Annotated in this window: 15 protein-coding genes; all 15 read left to right on the plus strand. The window is 43.0% G+C overall.

Annotated elements, in window-relative coordinates; all coding sequences use genetic code 11:
• Positions 1-1,044 precede the first annotated feature (1,044 nt).
• The 15 genes from ABHC48_RS17840 (at position 1,045) to ABHC48_RS17910 (ending at position 25,453) form a co-directional block, all read left to right on the plus strand.
• On the plus strand, positions 1,045-1,614 hold the full coding sequence (locus ABHC48_RS17840) for a hypothetical protein (RefSeq protein ID WP_272067041.1): 570 nt from the start codon (positions 1,045-1,047) through the stop codon (positions 1,612-1,614).
• Between the two features lie 17 nt (positions 1,615-1,631).
• Positions 1,632-3,983, plus strand: coding sequence for a leucine-rich repeat protein (locus ABHC48_RS17845; protein WP_195700026.1), 2,352 nt, complete (start codon positions 1,632-1,634; stop codon positions 3,981-3,983).
• Positions 3,984-4,050: 67 nt separating this feature from the next.
• The gene (locus tag ABHC48_RS17850) at positions 4,051-9,291 is read left to right on the plus strand and encodes an Ig-like domain-containing protein (protein WP_195700025.1); all 5,241 of its coding nucleotides are present in this window, start codon (positions 4,051-4,053) and stop codon (positions 9,289-9,291) included.
• Between the two features lie 271 nt (positions 9,292-9,562).
• The gene (locus ABHC48_RS17855; protein ID WP_195700024.1) at positions 9,563-11,173 is read left to right on the plus strand and encodes a hypothetical protein; all 1,611 of its coding nucleotides are present in this window, start codon (positions 9,563-9,565) and stop codon (positions 11,171-11,173) included.
• 163 nt (positions 11,174-11,336) lie between these two features.
• Positions 11,337-11,858 carry a DUF4430 domain-containing protein gene (locus ABHC48_RS17860; RefSeq protein WP_195700023.1) on the plus strand — a complete coding sequence of 174 codons (522 nt, stop codon included), beginning with the start codon at positions 11,337-11,339 and terminating at the stop codon, positions 11,856-11,858.
• A gap of 336 nt (positions 11,859-12,194) precedes the next feature.
• The gene (locus tag ABHC48_RS17865; protein WP_177968197.1) at positions 12,195-13,079 is read left to right on the plus strand and encodes a leucine-rich repeat domain-containing protein; all 885 of its coding nucleotides are present in this window, start codon (positions 12,195-12,197) and stop codon (positions 13,077-13,079) included.
• On the plus strand, positions 13,072-14,112 hold the full coding sequence (locus tag ABHC48_RS17870) for an energy-coupling factor transporter transmembrane component T (protein WP_243284564.1): 1,041 nt from the start codon (positions 13,072-13,074) through the stop codon (positions 14,110-14,112). Before ABHC48_RS17865 ends, ABHC48_RS17870 begins: the two co-directional genes overlap by 8 nt.
• On the plus strand, positions 14,109-15,869 hold the full coding sequence (locus tag ABHC48_RS17875; protein WP_195700022.1) for an ABC transporter ATP-binding protein: 1,761 nt from the start codon (positions 14,109-14,111) through the stop codon (positions 15,867-15,869). Before ABHC48_RS17870 ends, ABHC48_RS17875 begins: the two co-directional genes overlap by 4 nt.
• A complete protein-coding gene (locus ABHC48_RS17880; protein ID WP_243284563.1) occupies positions 15,848-16,753 on the plus strand; it encodes an ECF transporter S component in 906 nt (301 codons plus the stop codon). Before ABHC48_RS17875 ends, ABHC48_RS17880 begins: the two co-directional genes overlap by 22 nt.
• Before the next feature lie 52 nt (positions 16,754-16,805).
• Entirely contained in the window at positions 16,806-17,783 is a 978-nt protein-coding gene (locus ABHC48_RS17885) for a prenyltransferase/squalene oxidase repeat-containing protein (RefSeq protein WP_195700021.1), read from the plus strand.
• A gap of 52 nt (positions 17,784-17,835) precedes the next feature.
• The gene (locus ABHC48_RS17890) at positions 17,836-18,774 is read left to right on the plus strand and encodes a MoxR family ATPase (RefSeq protein ID WP_187564947.1); all 939 of its coding nucleotides are present in this window, start codon (positions 17,836-17,838) and stop codon (positions 18,772-18,774) included.
• Positions 18,771-19,937 carry a DUF58 domain-containing protein gene (locus tag ABHC48_RS17895; protein WP_187564946.1) on the plus strand — a complete coding sequence of 389 codons (1,167 nt, stop codon included), beginning with the start codon at positions 18,771-18,773 and terminating at the stop codon, positions 19,935-19,937. Before ABHC48_RS17890 ends, ABHC48_RS17895 begins: the two co-directional genes overlap by 4 nt.
• A complete protein-coding gene (locus ABHC48_RS17900) occupies positions 19,862-22,195 on the plus strand; it encodes a transglutaminase domain-containing protein (protein WP_195700020.1) in 2,334 nt (777 codons plus the stop codon). Before ABHC48_RS17895 ends, ABHC48_RS17900 begins: the two co-directional genes overlap by 76 nt.
• A gap of 18 nt (positions 22,196-22,213) precedes the next feature.
• A complete protein-coding gene (locus ABHC48_RS17905) occupies positions 22,214-23,611 on the plus strand; it encodes a DUF4430 domain-containing protein (RefSeq protein WP_195700019.1) in 1,398 nt (465 codons plus the stop codon).
• A complete protein-coding gene (locus ABHC48_RS17910) occupies positions 23,612-25,453 on the plus strand; it encodes a hypothetical protein (RefSeq protein ID WP_195700018.1) in 1,842 nt (613 codons plus the stop codon).
• Positions 25,454-25,477: the final 24 nt, after the last annotated feature.

Genomic DNA, 25,477 nt, shown 5'->3' on the forward strand with positions numbered 1-25,477 from the left:
AATTGTTTTGTTGATGAATTCATTTTTTTCATATGAGCCCTCTCTTAATTAATTATAGCAGATAATTAAGAATTATCCTGTATTCAGTTCCAAAATATAAAGTATTATGAATTTTGAGGAGAAGTAGACGAAAAACGATCAAAAAAGTCAGAAGGTGAATTATAAAAAAACAGCACAAATTTTCATTTCTCCATATAAACTACATAATATTGTCAGGGAAATCCTGGAGCAGCATAATGCCTGGTATGAAATGACGAATACAAAGGAGGGCGTTTTGTTCCAGTTTAAAATAGAAAACGGAACCTGCACTTTATAAAAAGCAGAATTTGATAAATTGTTTTATATTATCAGAAGAATACGGAAATTATAGGATAATCGGTTTGATAAAATGGTGGATAAGCCCCCGATAGTATGGATCTATATAACTATGCTGTCGGGGCTTTTGTAGTTGCGGATGTATATAAGACATTAAGATACAGATTATAAAATATTTTATCAGATATGCAAATGGTTATTTAGAATTACAGGATCTAAGTAGATTACGAAAAAATGAATCAATAGGTTAATCAAACAAGAAAGTGATTTTCATTTATATGTAAAAATTACTGAAAAGTAAATTAGAGATGTTATAAATATAATAAATTTTTAAAAAATCTTTTAGAATGATTGACAAAATTATAGATAAATGTTATGATTTTAACAACAAGAGAATAATTATGTGGTCGGCTCCTAAAGAGCCTGTTTAAGACAATCCAGTGGAATTCTGGAACTAGACCTTTGTGTTTACCTGTGTATAGCATTTTGTATCATGAGTGCTTAAGTCAGACCATACTACACGTAGCGAAGACTCCTATATCTATTTATAAGGGGACTTCGCTTTTGTTATCTAAATGTGATTTTTCACGGTCAAGATCTGAGTTATAGGCAGACCTTGATTTGGAGAATAAAGAAACAGGAAGGAGGGCCACAGGTCGGATTAGCAACAAAATGATAACTAAAAATTACAAAAAGAAAAATGGTTTTAAATTGAAAGGAGACAACACCATGAAAAAGAATTTTAAACGAGTATCCGCTATTATCTTAGCAGCAGCAATGTCAATGAGCTCAAGCGTAATCGCTTCCGCAGCAAAGATGAATATCTATGTTAGAGATTACGATCAGAAAGTAACAAATATTTATCAGGAAACTTCAACTACCCCAACAATTGTACTTGATACGAATCCTGGTGAGTCTATCTATGAAGCTATTGCAAAAGGAAAAGTAGCAAGCGATTCTAATAATGCGTTAACAGCAAGCATTAGTTCTGATTGGAATAAAGTAACCAATAAAGATGGCTCAATTGACTGGTATTTGATTTCTATGGGAATTAATAATCGTGCTAAGACATCGTTTGCTACAAAAACAAATGACAATAACTATTCAGATTTGGAATACGATGATGAAGGCAATATCATTCATGGCGTATGGAGCGGACATTCTTGGATGTGGCTGGAAGGTGGTATGGAAAGTATTAACAGTACAGCGTATCCGGAATATACAATGAGTGATGCTGTGTGCCCGGCAAGTGATTTTTCAATCATCTTAAGCTATGATCATTCTGAATTAAAATGGTAAGTAGGTGACAGTGAGAGATGAAACGTAAACAATTTTTTTTCATTCTTTCTACTTGCTTAGCCTTATCTGCATATAGTCCAGTAAGTGCAGCAGAAGCTACATTTAGTAGTTTTGAAGAAGATGAGACATTTGTATCAGAAGATGAGGACTCTTTTTGGGATGAAAATTATGATATTATAGATGATGAAAATGATGACTATAATTTCGTTGATTCTGAAGAATGTGGAGAGACTGAACAGGCTGAAATATTTGCTGATGAAGCTGATACAGGATATACAATAGTAAAAAATGGGGTACCAATCGAGTTTAAATATGATGGGACAACATTATATTTTAGGCTAACGGAGGGTGCAACAGAAGGAAAATTACCAGATTGGGGATCTGTTGCTGGAGCAATGTGGTGTCGTGGCAAGCTACAGACAAGTGCACAGAACGTAACGAAAATCGTTATCGGTGAAGGAATAACAGCTATTGGCAAGAATAATTTTTGCAAAGGCGGAAATAAGTTATTTGAAAACTTAACAGAGGTTGATGTGCCGTCAACACTTTCTGAAATCGGTTTCGGAGCATTTCAGAATGACACTAAATTAGTGAAGTTTGATTTTAATAATATAAAATCAATTGGTGATGTTGCGTTTGCTGGCACTGGATTTACTGACGTTACAATTCCTTTAGATGGTGTTATTCTTGGAAGCAATGCTTTTTATAATTGCAAGAATTTATCATCAGTTTCCATTGGTGATTCTGAATTATCAGATGGAATATTTTCAGATTGTAATTCTTTAGCTGATATTCATTATGCGAGTAAATTAGTGAATATTCCAGCAAATGCATTTCAAAGAACTGCACTATCCTCTTTTAATTTTGATGGAGTTGAATCTATCGGTAAAACAGCATTTCAAGGAACAAAATTAGAAACAATTAGTCTGCCAAATGTAAAAGATATTAGTTCTTATGCATTCTTAGGATCATCGGTGAAAAAGATTTCATTCGGCAATGCAGAAATAAATGTTGCTGAAGATGCATTCTCTAATTGTAATGATTTGACAGCAATTTGTTATGTTGGAAGCAGAGAACAGTGGAAAAATCTAGCAATCAGCGCATCAGTTTCTGAGAATGTTCAAATTCATTGCAAGGCAGATAGTGTAGAACCTAAAGTTGCTACTTGTACCGAAACAGGATTGAAAGAGGTTGGTGTTTGCGAAGTATGCGGTGATCATTATTCATATGCAGACGATGAAAACGTACTTCCTGTAGACACTGTGAATGGACACAACTGGTCAGAGGATTATGTGGTGGATCAGGAAGCAACCTGCACAGAGCCTGGCTCCAAGAGTAAACATTGTACAAGAGAAGGCTGCGATGCGAAAAATGATACCCAGGAAATTAAAGCTCTCGGACATGATTATGTTTCCAAAGTAACAAAAGAAGCAACCTGCACAGAGAAAGGAATTCTTACTAAGACTTGTAGCAGATGCAACGACGTTGTAACAGAGGAAATTCAGGCACTTGGTCATGATTTTGCGAAAGACTATACCGTAGATGTGAAAGCTACTTGCACAACTGACGGTAAGCAGAGCAAGCATTGCTCCAGATGTGATGCGAAAACAGATGAGCAGAAAATTCCAACACTTGGACATGATTTTACATCTAAAGTTACCAAGGAAGCTACTTGTACAGCTGATGGCGTGATTACCAAAACCTGCAGCAGATGTGATGCAACTGAAACAGAAGCAATCAAAGCAACTGGACATAAGTTTGGTGACTGGAAAGTAGCTGCTGACGCAACTGTTTTCGTACCAGAGCAGCAGGAGAGAATCTGCGAGACTTGTGGAGAAAAGGAGACAAAGACAGTAGGAACTGCTTTAAAAGCGACAGCCACTGTAAATGCTTCTACATTAAAACTGAAAATAAAGCAGTCCACATCGGGTCTTAAAGTTACTGGTCTTGCAAAGGGGGATTCCGTAAAGACATGGAAATCCACCAATACTAAGATCTTTACTGTAAAGGGAAGTGCAAACGGTACCTGCAAGCTTACAGCAAAGAAGGCTGGTACTGCAAAACTTCAGATCACTCTTGCAAGCGGCCTGAAAAAGACTGTAACTGTGAAAGTGCAGAAAGCTGCTGTAAAGACTACAAAGGTTACTGTAGCAAATACAAAAGTAACAGTTAAGAAGGGCAAAAAAGTTACCCTGAAACCAGTGGTAACTCCATTTACCTCCAAACAGAAGGTTACTTACACAAGTTCCAATAAGAAAGTGGCAACGGTTTCCACTAAGGGCGTTGTAACTGGAAAGAAAAAAGGAACAGCAAAGATCACAATTAAATCTGGTTCCAAATCAGTAAAAGTTACTGTTCGGGTAAAATAAGTATTAGGATCAAGGCTCTTCTTCCGTGAGAAAGGGGAGCCTTTTTTAGAAGGAGTGGCTGAAAAAAATGAAAAAAATAGGACTATGGAAAAAAATAGCCAGCTGGCTGCTTGTTTTTTTATTGGTACTGCAAATTCCAACCGACGTATTCGCAGAAGGTTGGATCAGTGAGAATGATATTTCTATATCTGTAGATTCTGTAGAGAATGAAGACGCTGATTATAATGAAGAGGAAGAAAACACTGATTTTTATAGTGATGAAAATATAGAAGAATCAGAAGGTGATAGTTTTACTGATTCAGAAGAGTTGTCAGAGGCAGATATTGCTTCCTTTAGTGATGAAACCAGTCTGTCTGAAGATACAGAGACACAGGAAATTCAGGTTACTGTGAGTGTAAGCAAAGACGGTAAATTTTTAAATGACAAAGACGGTAAGCCTATGGCTGGCCGTACCGTATTGCTTAGTGGCAAGGCGTCTTACACTATGGATGATGCCCTAAAACTAGCGCACGACTTATATTATCCAGGTGGTTCTGAAGCGGGATATGATTATCATGCAGATGATAGTGGTTTATATTATGGGCTTATTTACAAATTATGGGGAATTAATCGCGATGCTGTTCCGTTTATAAAATCGGTATTAAACAATGATAGCGCAAATTATCAAACTTCTTTAAATAGATTGATTCATGACGGTGATGATCTTTGTTTCTTTATTCAAAAACGAAAAAGTGTGGATTCTTATGCATATTTTACAAGGAAAACACAAACGGTTTTTGCAGGGCAGGATATAACGTTACAGCTGAAAGAAACAAGTGATGCACATATTTATAGTAATTGCCAAAGCGCATCTATTTATATTGACGGAGAAAAGGCAGAAGGTTTAATTACAGATGAACAGGGTAAAGTAACTATATCAGGATTGGAATCACGGGAGAAACCATATTTTATTACGGCAGAGAAAATGGAAGAAACTGCTGATGGTGATAGAGCTACTTTAATATCAGCAGCTTATTCCTATATAACAGTTATTCCAAATGAAAGTGTTAAACAATCTTGCATAGATACAGTAACACTTCATTTTGAGACGGAAGAAAAAGAAAAAGATATTGCTCTTAGTGTATTAGATGGAAGCCAGGCATTTATTGTTCCAGCGGAAATGACATATGTAAATACGCATACTAACAAAACCGATATGTATGTTAATGTAGGCATGAAAGATGTAGTGAGTGATGACTGTCATGTTTATGCTGTTTATACAAGTCCGCGAGATCAAGCGGAACATAGAGTAAGCTTAATCCAAAATAAATATGTATATTTAAGCCAGGCAATTTCTAAAGATGCTATATTGGATCAAGGAAAAGGATATAATTTGGCTATTCGATCAATACGGATAGAAGTAAGTAAGAATGGCAATGTTATTGATTCTTGCGATCTTGAAATTCGTTATCGTAATCATTTAAAAGAAATAAAAGTTATTGACCCAAAAAATCACGAAATCCCGTCCAATCTAGAAGATTCATTGGATAACCAAGAACTTATTGTCAATATGCCAGAGAATATTGAACATATTAATCTTGAACTAGAAGCATACGGATATAACTCTTCTCTTAAAGTAATGTTGGAGAAAGAGGAAATTAAACCGGATTATTTAGGCAAATACTGTATTGTACCAAATTGGGATAATAAAGAAGAGTATATAGCGACAATAGAAATTATTGAGGGTAGCGACGTATATTGTCAGGAAACAGCCAAATACTCTTTGATTATAAAAAAGAGTGGAATTGACTATACTCCAGATGTTACATTTAAAGAACCATTTACTAATATAAAAACATTACATTTGGGAGATACACCTTTAACGATAAGTGTGCAAGCGTCAGTGCCAGGCAATGGAGAGGGAAAATTTACTTATCAATGGTATTATTTACAGAGTACAGAGCGGTATTTTAGAGCATGGAATTATCCAAAAACAGCTTGTAAAATCATAGAAGGGGCTACAGAACCTACTTATACTGTAGATACAAATGAAGCTAGTTCAGAAAAATGTTATTGCTGTGAAGTTACTTATGAACTGAATGGAAAAAAATATAGTGAATGGAGTTCGTTTGGTCAGTATGAAGTACTTCCGGAAACTGTTTCTTCCCCTGTAATAACAAAGCAACCTGAAAGTATTATATATGTAAAAGGTAAGCCGATAACTTATCAGCTCAAAATAGAGACGGAAAAATCGCAATGGTTTACAGAAGACACTTTATATCAATGGTATAAAAACACTGAAAATAATTCCGAAAATGGAACTTTGATTCCAGGTGCTACAAAAGATTCTTATATCCCACCAATTCCAGACGATGGCACGATGTACTATTACTGTAAAGTAAAAACAAAAAGACTGGAAAATTGGTTTGACTCGTTTTATAGTGAGGAAATCTGCTCTGATGTTGCAGCTATGACTGCAGTGGATGAACCACTTCCGTGGGAAGGAAATGGCACTGAGGAGTCTCCTTATCTAATTCAAAATCTGTCTGATCTGGAAGCTTTGCAAAAGAAAGTCAATGTAGATGGATTTGATTTTTATGGAAGCTATTTTTCTTTAAAAGAAGATATCAATCTTCCGTCAGACTGGAAACCAATTGGTACAATCCAACCTGGAAATACCAGCACAGGGAATGGAAAATATATTTGGCCATTTTCTGGCATCTTAAATGGCGAAGGTCACACGGTCACAGTCGCGACTAATGGAAAGCCGCTGTTCAATTATGTCCGTGATGCAGTGATTGAAAATCTCAATCTTTTGGGAGAACAGATTAATGGATATGGTCTGGTTGACCGTTATACGGTTGACTATGGTCCTGATGGTGTCTATAATACAGGATGTCCGGATGCAGTTACGATTCGGAATGTTACGTTAAAATCTGGCATGAGTACCAAAAAGGCAGGACTGATTGGAGGATATGCTTCCGGAGCCAACTCAATTGTAATTGAAAACTGCAAAGCAGAGAGTGGTGTCCTGATCGGATATACAGGTCAGGAATCCAGTATTGGAACTTTTGCTGGTACAATTAATGGAATTATTCGTAACTGTAGCAGTTCAGCAACTGTAAGAGGATTAAACAAAGCCGGAGGGTTAGCAGGTGCTAAAGGCCAATCTATGGGTTCCTGTACCATTGAAAACAGCAGCTTTACTGGAAGGGTAAACGCTACTGGCAAATGGGTAGGAGGAATCCTTGGAAGCGGCTATGAGGCAGATTCTGCTCCGAATACTCCGGTTGCTTCCGTGAAAAACTGTTATGTAGCAGGAACCATCAGTGGTGTATCAAACGTTGGCGGAATCTTTGGTGGGGAGCCAAGCTGCATGCAGTGCTGGGGAAATGGAAGCGGATCCGTTTCTAACAACTTCTTCTACGGGACTGTTTCTGGAAAATCAAATGTAGGGGCTATTGTCGGATATTTAAAGAGCTTCGATAAATTCCAGGGGATTTCAAACAACTATTATTTGGATTCCTGTGGGGCATCTCAGGGAATCGGTGAAGTAGAAAACATCCTGACCGTAGAAAATGATTCCAAATATGGAATCGACTACGAGTTTAACCAGAGCGATTACTGCTTTGCAAAAACCGCCGGGGAATTCGCCGATGGCACCGTAAAGGATGGATTAAACAGCGGCAATTACCATAACTGGGAGCAGGGAGAGCGTTATCCGGTTTATGGAGCTGGCGCTTACCCGACAGGACTTACCCTTACCGGAGATTACAAAACAGAGTATTACATCGGAGAAGAATTGGATCTTTCCGGCGGTATCTTTACCGTTACCTGGAGTGATGGAAGCAAGACCAATCCATCTTTTGAAGAGATTACAGTGATCGGTTATGATCCCCAGACCAGGGGTAGCCAGATGCTTCAGTTAAAGTATGGGGCTGTTGAAACAACTATTACGGTGAAGGTTTTGGTAAAAGCAGAGAAGATCACCGTTTCCTTTAAGCTCCTTGGAGATAAGGCCCATGACAGTGATTCGGACGGTGAGGTGCATACCTTAAAGGCAGGAAACCTGGAGACCTGGATCCAGGAGACCAGTGTAGATACTGACAGCAACGCAACGGTACTGGATGTACTGGAAAAAGTGCTTGCAGACAATCAGCTTGAATACAGCAATCCCAAAGGCAACTATATTGATTTTATCACCAAAGATGGGGAAAAGCTTGGAGAGTTCACCAATGGAAAGAATTCCGGCTGGATGTACACCTTAAACGGAATCCATTCCGATCTTGGTGTCAGTGAGCAGTTTTTAACAGATGGAGATGAAATTGTCTTCCATTATACCGATGATTACAAACAGGAGCACGACCATAAGTGGGTGGAAGGCTGGACTTCCGACGCAGAAGGCCATTGGCATGAATGCAAATCTGATTATGGAACCTGTGATATTACCGATAATACGAAAAAGGGCGGTTATCAGAATCATACCTACGGAGATGGAAAGGTAGTAACCGCAGCCACCTGTAAGTCAGAAGGCCAGATGGAATATACCTGTCTGGTGTGTGGCTATACAAAGACAGAAGTTATTCCAAAAACCAGTCAGCATTCTTATGATACTGGAACCATCACTAAAAAGGCCACCTACACCGCTGCCGGGGAGAAGGTTTATACCTGTACTGTATGCGGGGCAACCAAGACGGAAGTGATCCCGATGCTTACTCACGCCCATAACTTCACCTGGACGGTCATTTCCAAAGCGACTGTTTTTTCACCAGAGAAACAGGAGGGAATCTGCTCCATCTGCGGTGCGAAACAGAGCCGTGATAACGGAAGCAAGCTCGTCGCAACCATGAAGTTAAATGTAACCTCCATCAAGCTTCAGAAGAAGCAGACTACAACGAAAGTAAAGGTTACTGGTCTTGCAAATGGCGATTCCGTGAAGTCCTGGACTTCCAGCAACAAGAAGATTGTGACCGTGGATAAAAACGGCAAGATCAAGGCTGGTAAGAAAACTGGAAGCGCGAAGATTACCATCACCTTAAAGAGTGGCAAAAAAGCAACCCTGAAGGTGAAAGTACAAAGCGCGAAAGTAAAAACGACTAAGATTACCGGATTAAAGACGAAGCTCACCCTGAAAAAGGGCAAAAGCCTTACCTTAAAGCCTGTGGTTGCGCCAATCACCTCCCAGGAGAAGGTGACCTACACCACTTCAAATAAGAAAGTGGCAACCGTTACGAAAAAGGGTGTGATAAAAGCCAAGAAAAAAGGTACCGCAACGGTCACAGTGAAATCTGGAAAGGTTACAAAGAAAATAAAAGTAACAGTGAAATAGCAATCGGAACATCCACCAATGCCGGACAGAGATTATCTGGTGTTGGTGGATCTTTTTATAGGAAAACACAGAGTTCATCCTCACATTGGAATTGCCGCAAAGAAAAAAATGTCTTAAAATATGGGAAAATGTAAAGTTTTGTTATTGCATGAATATAATAGAAATGCAAACACATTATCACTTTTTTATACTGCTAGGTTATGAATTTAATTTGTGCGGAGGGAAAAGAAGCCGCTCATATATTTTGGGTAGAGAAAGAGAGGAAATTTACATGGAACCAGAAAAGATGGTTTGGGATTTTAAAACTAAAATCATAAATGAAGCCAGTGAGAGTAAATGTCCGGAAAAACTGCTTAGTAGGCGTTCTCTAATAACTGCTTTTTGGCGATTTGCAAGAACGTGGGGAAAAGAAGAAACCGAATACTATTTAAGACAATACGAAGAAAAAAGCAAACATGATAGAACATTAAAAAGGAGTGATTATACATATTACTTTGTTTTACATTTTGAACATAATAGTGATGTGGCAAAAGAATATCTGAAGCTGAAAGCGGCTAAGGAAATGAATGAAAGAACGTTACAGGATAATCAAAGAAAATTCGAGGAAAAATTACAACAAATAGGTGGAAATAGAGAGCAGAAGAAAGATAATAAAACTGTATATTTAAAGAACAGAAATAAAGACAAATTAAAAGCTCTGAAGGAAAAAGATAACAGATTTTTAATAAAAGCAGCATGGGAAAATTGTGATGTTTTATGTTGGCCCTCATTTTTTAAATTTCTGTTTCCGATATATATGGCTTGGGAGGAAAATTCACTTATGGACGAAGTGGACAAGATTCTTTTATCGGAACTGCCGGGAAGGGAATTTGAAAACAGGCTGTTGTTGAAAGAAGAACATGCAGATGAATATGCAAGAGCTTTAATGAACGATGTTATGAATTTACATATTGCAGAAAATGTTTTGAAAATTGTTAGGGAAAATATATATGTAAACGATAGATGGAAAATTATATCTACAGCAATTGAATTATTCAAAAAAGGTGAATATTTTCTTTTTGTGTATTTGATTACCCCACAAATTGAAGGACTTTTTAAAGTTTTATTGAGATCTGTACTAAAAGATAATTCAAAGAAAACTGATTTAAACAATATAGTAAAAGAGATAAATAAGAAAAAGGAACTGTGGGAATATGCTTATTTCGCATATGATTTTCCACAGATTAGAAATCATATTGCACATGGAGACATAATCGAAGTGGATACAAAGCTCGCCTGTGAGATCCTGATGGACCTTAACTGGGTTTTGAAAGTAATTGATTCAGAGGAACAGGACTACAAGAAATTTATGGCGTTTTTAAATGATGTCAGTACAGCTGAGTTGGAAACTCTGGCAAGTAGATTAAATTATTACTTCAGTTTCCTAAATAATGAAGAATATTGTGGCTTGTTTGAACGATATTTAAAAGGTGAGTTTGATGATGTTATTCAATGGTACCAGCTTTCTGACAAAGATTGTGAATTTAAGAAAATCATTCAATTGGATGAATTTTATCAATCCATATGGAACGAGGATCCTCTGTTTACTACGACTGTTGAGAAAGTACAGGTACTGGACGGATCTGTAAAAGATATAACGGTAAATCATTATTCGGAGTCTTTACAGTATGAAGGAATGGTACAGTTATTATATAGGCTTTTGAATGAGAGGGGTAAAAGCCATAAATATAAGCCCGTTCCGTTGAACTGGTATGAAAAATACAGTGCGTTTGTTAAGCAGGCGAATGAGGCAAAACACGATACTTTGAAAAAAGTCGGAATTGATCCGGATGCAATAGAAGCAGAAGTTGACAAATTAATGGAGCAGAAGCCAAAAGATTAAATCTACTTAGTGTCTGTGTAAGCGTGTGTGTTTGTAGGGAAACAGGATTAAGGCATAAAATTAACTTCCGTTGGTGGCTGATCGTTCCTTTGATTCCAGATGACAGTCCCCAAAAACAATGCTACAATACCTGTAGAGAAAGAATAAAAAGAAAGGAAAGCGTATGAATCCAAAACGAAAAAAGTGGTTGACCTTGTTATTAAGTCTGTTACTGCTTCTATGTGGCAGCGTGTTTACTGGCTGTGGGGGAGAGTCCTCTTCCGGGGAGACTGCGACCTGTACGATCGAGATCTCCTGTGAGACGATCCTGGATCACATGGAGGAGTTAAAGGAAACCAAAAAAGAGTTTGTCCCGAAGGATGGACAGATCCTAAAAAAGACAACGGTCTCATTTACCACAGGGGAGAGTGTCTTTGATATTTTAAAAACTATCTGTGGGGAAAAGGGGATTCAGATTTCTTCGAAATACACCCCATTATATAACAGCTACTATGTGGAAGGAATCAACCAGCTCTATGAGCTGGACTGCGGAAAAAATTCTGGCTGGATGTATAGTGTCAATGGGACATTTCCAAATTATGGGGCATCTGCGTACAAGCCAAAAGACGGGGATGTGATCTTGTGGGTGTACACCTGCGACCTTGGAAACGATGTGGGAAATCCCTACCAGGAAGACGAAAAATAGTAAGGTAAGCCCACCTGGTTCTAAACCACTGATCATGCAAAAATATTCATAGATTGCCAAAATTTGACAGATGCCATTTCAAATGCTATAATACTAATATTTGATATAGGTAGAAATATCAGAGAACGAAAAATCAAATAACCAGACATGGTTCAGCCAGATAAGGCTGATTTAGGAAAATTCGGTGCGATTCCGGAACCATAATCACTGTATGAAATCAGCGGTACATAACAGCGCATTTTAAGTCAGCATATTCCACTTGTCGTAAAGGACGGAGGCTCATCGAAGTAATGGGGCTCTGTTTTTGTTACCCTAAAAAGCGGAGGAAAGAAAAGAATGCGTGTTTATAAAGATGAAGAAATGCGCTGGAGTATGTTGCGGTATGACAGCCGGACATTTACAGCACAGCAGGCAAAAATGTTAAAGGGGGATGTTACAAGGAAGGAGATCCCGGAAAAATATATCTACATTGACGATGGCTGTTTTCGGGCAGATGGACGGATGCGGGAAGTCATTCTCCCGCCAAATTGTAAGATCATTGGACGGGAAGCCTTTTTCCAGTGCCAGATCCGAAAGGAAGTTGTTCTTCCTAAGACAATGAAGGAAATTAAACGGCGGGCGTTTTCAGAAAATCACAGCCTGCGTGCAGTCCATTTTCCAGCGTCTTTAAAAACCTTAGGACCAAAAGCTTACCGTGATTGTACCAATCTATTAAGAGCCGTGTTTGCAAAAGACTCAGAGTGCCGGGAAATTCAGGAGGGAGCATTTGATTCCTGTTCCAAGCTAAAAAGACTGGTGCTGCCAGACCACGTTGAAGTGATTGGAAGTAAAGCGTTCTTTCGGTGCAAGGAGTTAAAAAAGGTAATTTTCCCAGATACCTTGAAGGTAATCGAGGCAGAGGCGTTTCGGTTTACAGGCCTTGAGGAATTAAACCTTCCGGAAGGTTTAGTAGAACTTGGCGATAGTGCCTTTTTCAAATGCAACAACTTAAAACATGTTGTGATCCCGGAGAGTGTGGATGTGATCGAACGCTGGGTATTCCATGGCTGCAACCGGCTGGAAAGTGTGGAAATCCGTCACGATCCGGAGTATGTCGGTCCGTGGATCGTTAATAAGAGCTGTACCATTCGCTGTTATAAAGGCAGCAAGATGGATGCCTATTGTGATGAGTATGAACTGAAGAGGGAGTATATCGGTGCCGAGAGTGTTGTCAATGAATAAAGAAAATAACAACAGAACGTGTGCAAACCTTACGGTGATGGATACTTTTTCTGCCTGCCATCCTTTTTTGAATTTTTTCTATTTTACAGTGGTACTTTTTTTTACCATGTTCAATCAACACCCGGTGTTCATCGGGATCTCTTATATTGGAGCATTTTCCTATTCGTTTTTGCTAAACGGATGGGAAAAGACTCTGAAACAAAGCTTTCTTCTTACTCTGCCAGGTCTTCTCATTGTGGCACTATTAAATCCCATGTTTAATCATTACGGGGTTACCATGCTGTATTATGTAAAAAGCAGCGGCAACTGGATCACCCTGGAAGCACTTGTGTACGGCGTGGTGCTTGGCGCTGTGATGTTCGTGGTCATCCAGTGGTTTTCCTGTTACAACAAGGTTATGACAACGGATAAATTTATCTATCTGTTTGGGCGGATCATTCCGGCGCTTTCCCTGATCTTATCTATGGCGCTTCGGTTTGTGCCAAGGTTTACCGCGCAGTTAAAAGTGATCCGAAGCGGGCAGAAAGCCATGGGACGGGATGTATCAGAAGGGAGCCTTTTTGCACGTATCCGCCATGGGCTTAACATGCTCTCCATCCTGGTTACCTGGGCGCTGGAAAATGCCATTGAGACCTCTGATTCCATGCGAAGCAGAGGATATGGTCTGAAGGGAAGGACTGCGTTTTCCATTTACCGTTTTACAAGAAAAGATAAGTATGTCCTGGGACTCATGACCGGACTGTTTGCCATATTTACAGGGGGGTGTATCAAAGGGGCTGCCTATGCAAGTTATGATCCCAGAATCCTGTTAGCTGGCTTTACCATTCAGGGATACGCGGCACCTGTTTCGGTTTCCCCGTTACTTGCCCTGCTTACCTATCTTTGTTTTGCAGCCTTTTGTTTTCTTCCGGTGCTGCTGGATGTGACAGAAACCATCCGCTTTTCCTATAGCAGGAGAAAAGAAACGACAGACCTTGAAATGACGTATCAAAAAATTTACCAGACGCTGGAACAGGAAGGAACAGACAGATGAATCTTGTAGAAATAAAGGATTTCGGGTTTTCCTATCCGGAAAGTTCCAGAAAAGTTCTGGAGCATGTAAACCTGAACATAAAAGAAGGAACCTTAAATGTCATCATGGGAAGGAGCGGCTGCGGAAAAAGCACCCTGCTTCGCCAGTTAAAAAGCGTGCTTGCACCAGCTGGAGAAAAAGAGGGGGAGATCCTCTACCGGAATATTCCGCTTAGGGATACCGACCACCGCACCCAGAGCCAGGAGATCGGGTTTGTGATGCAAAATCCGGACAACCAGATCGTGACCGATAAGGTATGGCATGAGCTGGCGTTTGGACTGGAAAGCCTTGGGTATGACAATGCCACCATCCGCCTTCGGGTGGCAGAGATGGCAAGTTATTTTGGCATCCAGAAGTGGTTTTATAAAAATGTATCGGAATTGTCAGGTGGGCAAAAACAGCTTCTAAACCTGGCTTCCGTGATGGCTATGCACCCGTCTTTACTGATCCTGGACGAGCCAACCTCCCAGCTGGATCCCATTGCAGCCTCCGATTTTTTGGAGACCGTGAAGAAGATTAACCGTGACATTGGAACCACGGTTTTACTGACGGAACACCGCCTGCAGGATATCATTCCGTATGCAGACCGGGTGTTTGTCATGGATGAGGGAACCTTGTTTTTGGAAGGGACTCCCAGGGAGATTGGAACCAAATTAAAGGAACAGCACCACGGTATGTTTTTATCCATGCCGGTTCCCATGCAGATTTATGCAGGGACAGAGAGCGCCCTTACCTGTCCCCTTACCGTAAGTGAAGGCAGACAGTGGATCCGGGAATATATAGAAGAAAAAGGAATAAAAAAAGAACAGATCCAGCAGGCCAACCAAAGGTTGGAAAGACAGGGGGAGAAAAACAAAAACGAAACGGCAGGGCTTTTTGGGCATTTCAAGCGCCAGAAAGAAAATACGCCCCCAGCCATCCAGATGAAGGATGTCTGGTTTCGGTATGAAAAGGACAGCCCCGATGTCATTCAGGATCTGTCACTGGAAGTAAAAAAGGGAGAATTCTATGCCCTGGTAGGGGGAAACGGAACCGGAAAGAGTACCACCTTATCCTTACTTGGACGAGTACACCAGCCGTATAGCGGCAGAATCTACCTGGATGGAAAAGATCTTCGTTCCTTTTCCGACCGGGAGTTATACTGCGGGTATCTAGGTGTTATGCCGCAGAATCCCCAGAGCATCTTTTTAAAAAAGACGGTACTAGAAGACCTCTATAGCGTGGTCGGCGGAAAAAAAGAAAAGCCTTCCAGCGAGTATCCCATTTCCATGAAAAAGGAAAAAGCCATTGAGGGGATTGTAAGCCTTACCCATTTGGAGGGGTTGCTTAACCGCCATCCCTATGATTTAAGCGGCGGGGAACAGCAGCGGCTTGCCCTTGCAAAAGTGCTTCTTCTTCGTCCGAAGATCCTTCTTATGGATGAACCGACCAAGGGAATGGATGCGGAATATAAAGAAGAGCTTGGGAGCATCTTAAAGAAGCTGCAATCCCATGGAATGACGATTTTCATGATTTCCCATGACGTGGAATTTGTAGCCGAGTATGCGGATACGACAGGCCTGTTTTTTGAGGGAAATGTGGTGACAAGTAAAAAGACAAGAGACTTTTTCGCTGGAAATAACTTTTATACCACTGCTGCAAACCGTATGGCAAGAGGGCTGTTTCCAGAGGCAGTTACCGGAAAGGATGTGGTGTCATGCTTGACGAATCCCAGTTAGATGAATTTCTGGACGAATTCTTTGGGGAAGAAGCAGCTTCGGATGCCGTCCGTTTAAAGAATTCGGGAAAACAAAATCCTTTCCATCGAAAAGAAGTTCCTTCTGAAGAACTGGAAGAATACACCCTTCCGTCCGACGGAATGATTATCCGCCAGATGGAACGCCAGGGAAAGGTAAGCCGCCGTACCTGGTTTGCATTTGCGGTCATGCTGATCGTGGTACCAATCCTTCTATTCTTCTCGGTGAAGATATGGGGAGGGCGAAAATACCTGTTCTGCAGCCTGATCGTGGTAATGGCAGCCATGCTTCCCTTTTTTATGATGTTTGAGGGCAGGAAGCCAAAGGCAAGGGAGATCATGGTGATCTCCGTATTAGCTGCCATTGGCGTAGCAGGACGCGCCGCCTTTTTCATGGTGCCAAGCTTCAAGCCTGTGGCTGCCATCGTGATCTTAACCGGGATTTCCTTTGGCGGCGAGGCTGGATTTTTAGTTGGCAGCCTTACCATGCTGATCTCCAACATGTTTATGGGGCAGGGCCCCTGGACACCCTGGCAGATGTTTGCCTTTGGCATGATCGGATTTCTGGCAGGGATCCTGTACCAGAAGGGGATTTTAAAAGCCAGGAAGTTCGATCTTTGTATCTACGGATTTTTAAGTGTCTTTTTAATTTATGGAGGCATTATGAATCCTGCCAGCATCCTGATGTCCTACGGATATATTACAAAAAGCAGCCTGATCGCCTACTACATTTCAGGCGCCCCCGTGGATCTGGTACATGCAGCTTCCACCGTGATCTTCCTATGGCTGCTTAGCCGCCCGCTTCTGGAAAAGCTGGAGCGGATCAAGGTGAAATATGGGCTGATACAGGAATCAGAGAACCGGTAATAGAAAATAGATGTAAGTGGAATTTGATTTTTAAAAGAAGGAGAAACGAAAAATGTTAAATCCCAAAAAGAAAAGGACTGGATGCTATCTTGCCGGAATTCTGGCGGCGGCAGCAGCCATCAGCCTGTTATCTGGCTGCGGTGGTGGGACACCGTCCTTAGAGGAAGCATTAAAGAAAACTGCTTCCTATGAACAGACAAGTATTCCCTCCCCAGCTTCCGATTCCCTCGGCGGAGAGTGGACGGTGATCGCACTGGCACGCTCCGGGAAAGCGGCAGAGGACGGCTATTACGAAAAATACAGGGCAAACTTAGAAAAGCGCGTCAAGGAGCAGGAAGGGGTATTAAGTGAAAACCGCTATACCGAGTATGCAAGGGCTGTCCTGGCTTGTAAGGCCATCGGGATCGATCCTTCCGATATTGGAGGGTATGACCTTATAAAGTCCCTGGAAGATTTTGAGGCTGTAACCGCGCAGGGGTTAAATGGAGCCGTGTATGCCCTTCTTGCCTTAAATGCGGACCGCTCGGATGTAGACGGGGAGCTGGAACAAAAGTATCTGACCTACATTGTGCAGCAGGAAAAGCCATCCGGCGGATTTTCCTTAGATGACAGCTCTGATACCGCAGATGTGGATCTGACTGCCATGACCTTACAGTGCTTAGAGCCCTATGCCACAGAGGAAGAAATCAGTGCCATCATTGACAGAGGCGTGGAATTTTTAGCGGATGCGCAGGCAGAGGATGGCGGCTATGAGGCGTATGGAGATAAAAGCTCGGAGTCCATTTCCCAGGTAATCCTTGCGCTTAGCACGTATGGGATTGACTGCAATAAAGATGAACGTTTCCAGAAAAAGGAAAAAGGGCTTTACGACAACCTGATGGAGTATTATAAAAAAGATGGAAGCTTTTCCCATCTATTAGACGGGGACAGCGATCCCATGGCTACCGACCAGGCGTTTTGTGCAATGGCGGCATACAGCCGGTTTTTAAATGGCAAAACCAGTTTTTATGATATGAGCGATACCAATTGACACATAAGAAAAAGAATCTGGATCAGCCAGTAAAAAGGGCAGGAGGAAAGAAATGGCAGATAAGATCACACAGCTTCAGAGGGAGCTTGGAACCATTATAAAAGGAAAAAAAGAAGTTACGGATAAGATTATCATGGCAGTGCTGGCAAGAGGACATGTGCTTTTGGAAGACGTTCCTGGTGTTGGAAAGACAACCACAGCTTTGGCACTTTGCCGTCTTATGGGAATGGATTTTAACCGGATCCAGTTTACGCCGGATGTAGTTCCTTCCGATGTAACCGGATTTACCATGTACGAAAAACAGACGGGCAGATTCATCTACCGCCCAGGCGCGGTGATGTGCAACATGCTTCTGGCGGACGAAATCAACCGTACCTCCAGCAAAACCCAGGCAGCCCTTCTGGAAGTCATGGAAGAGGGAAAGGTAACGGTAGATAACGAGACACATCCGGTTCCGCAGCCCTTTGTAGTCATTGCTACAGAGAACCCTACCGGCTCTTCCGGAACCCAGATGCTGCCGGAATCCCAGTTAGACCGATTTATGATAAGCCTTTCCATGGGCTACCCGGATCACGAAAACCTGGTAGAGCTGCTTCGGGACCGGCAGACAAAAAATCCGTTGGAGAACGCGAAAGCAGTTATTACCAAAGAAGAAGTTGTTATGCTTCAGGATCAGGTACAAAAAGTATATATGGCAGATTCCATCCTGAACTATATTGCAACCCTTGCAGAGGCAACCAGAAACCATCCGATGATCACACTTGGTCTTAGCCCCCGTGGAACCCTGGCTTTATGCCGTATGACAAAAGCGGCAGCATTCATGGAAGAACGGGATTACGTGATCCCGGAAGATGTAAAAAGAGTATTCACAGATGTAACCGCACACCGCATGATTCTGGATTCCAGAGCCAGATACCAGGAACAGAGTGCGAAGGATATTTTAGAAGAGATTTTAAAGGATACAGAGGCACCGAAGGTAGAGGGAGAATGAAAAACAGGATTTTACTACTTATATGGTTCATACTGCTTGCCCTGGCTGCCATCTTTACTGGAGCCTGGGTATATGCCGTCCTGTTGCTTTTATCTGCCCTTGCGGTAGTGGCTTTTTTGCTGCTTGGTTTCTTTTGTGGAAAAAAGGTCACCATGAAGCTAAAGCTCCCCAAAGCTGCGGAACAGGATGGAATCTGGAAAGGAAAGCTGCAGATCGTAAATGACTCTGTCCTTCCGGTATTTCTTGGAAAAGGCAGCCTGCATTTGGAAAATCATTTTACCGGGGAGCAGATGGAGCTTCCGTTTTCGTTTTCCCTTAAAGGAAGAGGGAAAAAAGCCATTGACTTCCAGGGAAAAAGCCAGTGGTGCGGCTGTATTTACGCCACCTTACACACCTGGCGCTCCTATGATTTTTTCGGTATCATAGGGCAAAAGAGGAAGGTCAGGCTGTCCGCTTGTACGGTGGTGATGCCCTGTGAGCAAAAGGAAGATTTTCAGTTTCTCACAAAAGAGGGCTTTGACATGGAGAGCTTCCGCTATTCGGGAGCCCGTCCTGGGGATGATCCGGGGGAGACCTTTGATATCCGGGAATACCAGGAGGGGGACAGCATTCGTCAGATCCACTGGAAGTTGACCGGCAAGTTAGATAAAATGATGATCCGCCAGAGAAGTTTCCCGGTGGATGATACGGTCCTGATCCTGGCAGAGCCCTATTTAAAGGAAAAAGCTCCAGCCGTAGCACAGACGCTTGGTGAAGTGTTTGCCGCAGTTTTAAATAGTTTTATGGAACAGGGCATTTCCTGTCAGGCAGGCGTGTTTGACCACAGCACCGGACATTTTTACATTGAAAAAATACGCACCCGCGAGGATTATGAAAATATTCTCTATTTATTCCTCCGCCACGGAGGGGAGGGGGAAAAGCCCTGCACCATCACAGAATATCTTCACACTCCGGGACAACAAAGATTTGCAAATTATATTTATATTACAGGCACCCCAGAAGAGGAAGATCTTAGAAGCCTTCGAACCCGGGGCGAGGTAACCGTTGTAGGCTGCGGAATCGCAGCGGATAAAGGAGAAACCATCACATGGAAGTATGGATCACAAGACAAGAAGAAAAACATAGAAGATACCTGCCCGGTATCCTGCTGGAAAGTATCCTGATTTTTCTGGTAAACGGCGTTGGGACCTTTGCGCTTTTGCATACCCTGATTCCGTCTGTGAATGGGATTCCTTTTTTGGTGAGCGTCGCTGTCACCGCCCTTTTCTGTGGCTTTCTTTTCAGGCTTCGGGAACATTTGGTTGCTGCGGTTTTCTCGTTAAGTGCAGCTGCCGGGATCTGCCTGTTTGCATTTTCTGGCATGCTCTTAAATGGATTCCTTTCGCTCTGGAACCAGCTTGCAGAAGTTCTTGGGAAAAAAGCAGGGATTTATCTTACCATCTACCAGCTGAAGGATTCTGGAAAAGCAAATGGGGAGCTGGCTGCTTTTATTTTCCTTGGCATTGCATGTGGGCTGCTTGGCTTCTTAATCCTGAAGCTTCGGTGGTATGTGCTGCTCCTTCTTTTTGCGGCAGTCCTTCCGGTGGTTCTGGTAAAAACCAGCCTGCTTCCAGATACCAGGCTTTGTCTTTGCTTTTACGCTGGAACCCTGTTAGAATTAAACTACATGACGAAAAATAAAGGGGGAAACTTAGGTAACGCTGCCGATGTGTCCGCTTTTATTGCCGGGGCATTTGGTCTTCTTCTGGTTTCCGTTTTCGGGGGTGTGTTCCTTCAAAGCCTGGTGCCAAAGAATGAGTACCAGGACTCCCAGCTTGTGGCAAATGCCAAAGAAGAGGCATTAAGTGGACTTTCCAGGCTCCGCTACAAAGGGCAGGGGGCAAATTCCCTTCCAGATGGAAAGTTAAAGCAGACCGGAGCCTGGAGTGCGTCATCGGATACGGCACTTGAAATTACCATGGAGCATCCGGCTTCTTTGTATCTGCGTGGCTTTGTGGGAAGCGTTTATGACGGCTCTTCCTGGACGGAGATTTCCACGGAAGAGGCCTATGAAGAAAAAGACTTGTATTACTGGCTTCACCAGGAGGGCTTTTATGGAGAAACCCAGCTTCTAAATGCAAGAAATCTGATCCAGGACGATTCCCTCTCCAGTGAAAAAGGAATCATTTCGATAAATAATAAAACGGCAAGCAGTAAATACCTTTATACCCCGTATGAGCTCTCAGGTCTGCCAGACGGCTACACAGGCGAAAACGCCCAGGCGGACAGCACCCTGTACGCCAGAGGACTGTTTGGAGAAAGAACCTATCGTTTTTCCTCCCTTGGAAATCTGGTAAGTGATTTTACCACCCTTGGAGCAAAGGTCTATCAGACATTGACCGCTGGAAATAATGCAGGGGATGGCGGCGCGGATGCCGTCAGTTCCTACCGAAGCCAGGAGAGTTATTACAATACCTTTGTTTATCAGGAAGATACCGCTCTTCCAGCGTCCTTAAAAACCCTGTTTCAAAAGGAACTTGGAGACGGCGGAAACCGGGAGGAAGGACATACCGATTACTACACGGCAATCACCAGGATCCGCTCCTATCTGGAAAAGAACATGACCTACAGTTCCCAAACGGATGTCTTTTCTGAAGACGGGGATTTTACAGAGAATTTTTTAACCACCTCTAAGATCGGGCACAGCGTTCATTTTGCAACAGCGGCGACGCTTATGTTCCGCTATTATGGCATTCCCGCCCGGTACGTGGAAGGGTATCTGATCACCCCTCAAGATGTAGATGGGAAAACAGATGGCGAAACTATCGAAATCCCGGGAACTAACGGACATGCCTGGACAGAGATCTACATTGATGGACTTGGATGGGTTCCGCTTGAAATGACACCTTCCTATTACGGTATCATGGAAGAAGCCAATTTAAAAACAGGGCTGGAAGCAAAAGGAAAGCTGGCTGCTTCAATCCCAGAGACAGAATCACAGCCGCCAGTGGAAGAGAACATCCGTACCAATTTCAGCCTGAAGCTGGCATTGTTTGGAATCGAAAAATTCCTTCTTCTGTTTTTGATCGTATTTGATACGTTTATGTTTCTGTTTATCCTGACGGTGATATTCTTAAGAGCGTTTACAAACCGAAAGAGAAGAAAGTGCTTTGCCTCCCAGGACACCAAACTGGCAGTGAGGGCCATGGCTGGTTATGCCAGAGCGTTATACGAGCATGGCACACAGTATTCAGATGAGACCACATTACTCTATGAAAGAGTAAGAAAGATTGGACAAAAGGCAGCGTTTAGCCCCCATCCGGTATCGGCCTCCGAACGCCATGATACGGCAAGCTGTATCCGGCATTTAAAAAAGGAATTAAAAGCATCTGCAAGCTGGTATGACAGATGGATCATGAAATACATTGAAAGACTTTATTGACAGGAAAGGAGGCTGTTTATGAAAGAAAAAAAGAAAAGAAAAATACTGGCAGCGCTCATTCCTGTGGCAGTGCTTTTTCTGGCTGCTGTCGTTTTTGCACAGGGCGTATTAAAAAGTGAGTCCGAGGCAGTACCAAACCCGGTTCAGGGAATCAGTGCAGACAGCTCCTTAAAAGGGTATCTGGGAACCGGTTTTGCCTATGCAGGATCTAAGACAGATGGAAACGGCGAGGAAGCGGAAGAGCAACAGGAACAGGCACAGCTTCTTCCGGAAGAGACACCGACTCCTACGATTACGCCAGAGCCGACAAAGGAACCGGTACCCCAGACGGTGACACCAACGCCTAAGCCGGAGGAAAGCGTAACGCCCACCCCACAGGCAACTGTGACAGAAACGCCGCCAGAAAATAATAACAATACAAACCAAAATCAAGAGAATCAAAGTAATACGATTGAATATGATAACCAGGATGAACCAGACAATTCCGAACAGCCATCGGAAACACCAGATGCGGATGATAACCGGAACCAGGACGGGGCGCAGACTCCGGATGAGGATCTGCCACCTGTTACCCCGGCACCGGAAGAGCCGCAGATCACTGCGACACCTGCCCCTACGGAAAGTCCAGAGGAACCGGTAGAAGATAATTACCCGAAGATTGCCACAGACCTTACCGATGGGGAGACGGTCAATGCTTCTTACCGTACCTTTTACATCCAGGCAACCGACCATTATGGAAACAGTCTGGGCGCAGCTGCCCTTACGGTAACCGGAAATGGGGAACGGCTTTCCTGCCAGGGAGAACCGGCTGCTGGAATCCTGGCATATCGCCTGGAACTGGCAGAAGGTGCCAACACCATAGAAATCAAGGCGACAGACGAAGAAGGCTATGCCACTACCTTACCTCCTTTTACCCTGTATAAAGGAGAAGACGCAGGTCCACAGGTGGCAGGTTCTATCACCATCAGCATTGAAGCGGGTACGGTAGGGCTTGGAACCATCCTTCCGGCAACCTCTATTGAATATTACCAGGGAGAACAGTTATCTTCTGTGCTGCTGCGGCTTTTGCAGAACACAGGCTTTGACTGGAGAAACAATGGGGATGCCACCAGCGGCTTTTATTTAAAAGCAATCGGAAGGGGCGGCATTTCCGCAAATGCAGCTATTCCGGATGACCTGATGGCGCATTTGCAGGAAGTAAACTGTCAGTTATCCGATCACGATTCCAACTGGCTTGGAGAGTTTGATTTTACCATGGACTCCGGCTGGCTGTATTCCGTGAACGGTGAATACATGAGTGTTGGAATGTCTTCCTATTTCCCGGCGGACGGGGATGAGGTAAGGCTTCGATTTTCCCTTTATTCCGGTGCCGACGTAGGCGGCGGAGTAAACGGCGAGACATGGGGGGACTGGTAAATGAAAAAAAGATTGGTAATGGGAACCCTAACGGCAGCTCTGATTGCTGGAAGTGTTCCTTATGAGATACATGCACAGCAAGAAGTGATGATACAAAGCGAAGAAGGAGGACCAGAAGAGCCTTCGGAACCGGAACAGCCAGAGCCTGCTCCAAGTGAGGAACCACAGCCGACCATGGAGCCAGAGCCCACTGTGGCACCACAGCCGACCGTGGAGCCAGAGCCTACACAGGCACCAGCTCCAACTGAGACTCCACAAGAGCCGACTGCAACACCGGTTCCGGAGCCAACTACGGCACCAACAGAAACTCCGGCTCCAACCGAGATTCCACAGCCGACTGCGACTCCAACCCCGGCTTTGGTGAGCGTGGGACTTCAAATTGAGCCGGGAGATGCCAGTGTGGTGATACTGGATGCAGAGGGAAACCCGGTTTCTGCAGAAGAAAATGGACGGTATTCTCTTTTACAGGGACAGGCGTATGAACTTTATGTCCGTAAAGAAGGGTACCAGGAATTCTACCAGAAGATCACGGCAGATCCTGCGGTGACGGAATATACTATCACCCTTCTTAGCGGCAACACAGCCTTAAAGGGCTTGTATGTTTCCAGTTCCGACAAGTACGGAAAAGGAATCTTAAAATTAAGCCCGGATCTGGATCCAGATAAGGAAAAATTTGAGGCTTCCTACGATGGCGAACGGCAGAGCCTGAACATCTGGCCAGAAGTAGAGGATGAAAAAGCTTCTGTTAAGGTTTATGCCATCAGCGGTATCAAGGCAGGAACTGTAGAAAAAGATGAGACCATCACGGGAACGAAAGACAACAAAGACCGCCTCTACTGGAAGATCTTTTTTGCCGACCAGGAAAAAGAGGCGAAGGTCCGCCTGGAGGTAAAAGCAGAGGACGGGACAACCAGAGACTATTATATTACCCTGAAACTTACCGATACTACAGCTCCGGTACTAAAAAAAATCAGTGCCAGCCGTATCTCCACGGACACTGCTTCTGCTGTCTATAAAACTTCCGAAAAGGGAACCTGTTATTACCAGGTGATTGAGGCAGGGGCAAAGGTACCCGCCCTAGATACAAGTGGGAAAGGAACAGAAGTATTAGCCGGAACCAATACCATTACCCTGACTGGATTATCCTCCGGGGAAAAAGACCTGGTGATCGTGGTAAAGGATGCAGCGGGAAATGTAAGTGATTCTTTAGTCATGGGGATCCCGGATATAAAAACAGCCGGTACCCCTGGAAACCTGGTACATGGCTCCGACCATGGCGGAAATAAGTCCCAGGCCACTATCCCAGGACAAAACGGCGAGGGTTCCTTATCCAATTTAAAACAGGTGGAGGGAAGCAAAGCTGGAGGCAAAGAGGGGGAGAAAACCACTGGGGAGATTAAGGCTTCCTTAAAGCTCCAGGGGGAGAAACAGACTTCTTTGTTTGGAAATATGAAGACAGCTGACACCAAAAAAAATGAGTCCCCGAAGTGGACAGACCGGACAGGGAAGAAATATGCAAAGGATTTAAAGCCTGGCTATACCATAGCAGGGGAGAAGGTGATGGAAAAAGCCACTCCCTCCCCGGTGGTAGAAGAAAAAAGTGAGGCGTCAGATGGTTTTACAGAAGAAACGAAAACCACAGTTACAAATACAACTGGAAAGAACCAGGATCAGGAGGAATCTTTTGCAGGAAGTGTGACAAGAGGAATCCAAAAAGCAAGTCTGACAACAAAATTTCTTCTGGTGATTGCGGTATTGGAAACTGGTTTTGCTCTCTTTTTTGTAACGGCAAAGAAAAGGTTTAAAAAAGAAAGCAAGAAAAAGCCCAAAATAACGGCGTAAGCAAAGAAAAGAAGGGAGAACTGA

This window comes from Ruminococcus sp. 1001136sp1 (assembly GCF_039841815.1).
GTDB classification, from domain to species: domain Bacteria; phylum Bacillota; class Clostridia; order Lachnospirales; family Lachnospiraceae; genus Blautia_A; species Blautia_A faecis.

Excerpts from the sequence above, each read along its gene's own strand:
- ABHC48_RS17845 (WP_195700026.1), top strand. The coding sequence starts at position 1,632 with ATGAAACGTAAACAATTTTTTTTCATTCTTTCTACTTGCTTAGCCTTA.
- ABHC48_RS17885 (WP_195700021.1), top strand. The coding sequence starts at position 16,806 with ATGTTAAATCCCAAAAAGAAAAGGACTGGATGCTATCTTGCCGGAATT.
- ABHC48_RS17905 (WP_195700019.1), top strand. The coding sequence starts at position 22,214 with ATGAAAGAAAAAAAGAAAAGAAAAATACTGGCAGCGCTCATTCCTGTG.
- ABHC48_RS17840 (WP_272067041.1), top strand. The coding sequence starts at position 1,045 with ATGAAAAAGAATTTTAAACGAGTATCCGCTATTATCTTAGCAGCAGCA.
- ABHC48_RS17860 (WP_195700023.1), top strand. The coding sequence starts at position 11,337 with ATGAATCCAAAACGAAAAAAGTGGTTGACCTTGTTATTAAGTCTGTTA.
- ABHC48_RS17855 (WP_195700024.1), top strand. The coding sequence starts at position 9,563 with ATGGAACCAGAAAAGATGGTTTGGGATTTTAAAACTAAAATCATAAAT.
- ABHC48_RS17895 (WP_187564946.1), top strand. The coding sequence starts at position 18,771 with ATGAAAAACAGGATTTTACTACTTATATGGTTCATACTGCTTGCCCTG.
- ABHC48_RS17865 (WP_177968197.1), top strand. The coding sequence starts at position 12,195 with ATGCGTGTTTATAAAGATGAAGAAATGCGCTGGAGTATGTTGCGGTAT.
- ABHC48_RS17870 (WP_243284564.1), top strand. The coding sequence starts at position 13,072 with ATGAATAAAGAAAATAACAACAGAACGTGTGCAAACCTTACGGTGATG.
- ABHC48_RS17890 (WP_187564947.1), top strand. The coding sequence starts at position 17,836 with ATGGCAGATAAGATCACACAGCTTCAGAGGGAGCTTGGAACCATTATA.
- ABHC48_RS17875 (WP_195700022.1), top strand. The coding sequence starts at position 14,109 with ATGAATCTTGTAGAAATAAAGGATTTCGGGTTTTCCTATCCGGAAAGT.
- ABHC48_RS17900 (WP_195700020.1), top strand. The coding sequence starts at position 19,862 with ATGGAAGTATGGATCACAAGACAAGAAGAAAAACATAGAAGATACCTG.
- ABHC48_RS17880 (WP_243284563.1), top strand. The coding sequence starts at position 15,848 with ATGCTTGACGAATCCCAGTTAGATGAATTTCTGGACGAATTCTTTGGG.
- ABHC48_RS17850 (WP_195700025.1), top strand. The coding sequence starts at position 4,051 with ATGAAAAAAATAGGACTATGGAAAAAAATAGCCAGCTGGCTGCTTGTT.
- ABHC48_RS17910 (WP_195700018.1), top strand. The coding sequence starts at position 23,612 with ATGAAAAAAAGATTGGTAATGGGAACCCTAACGGCAGCTCTGATTGCT.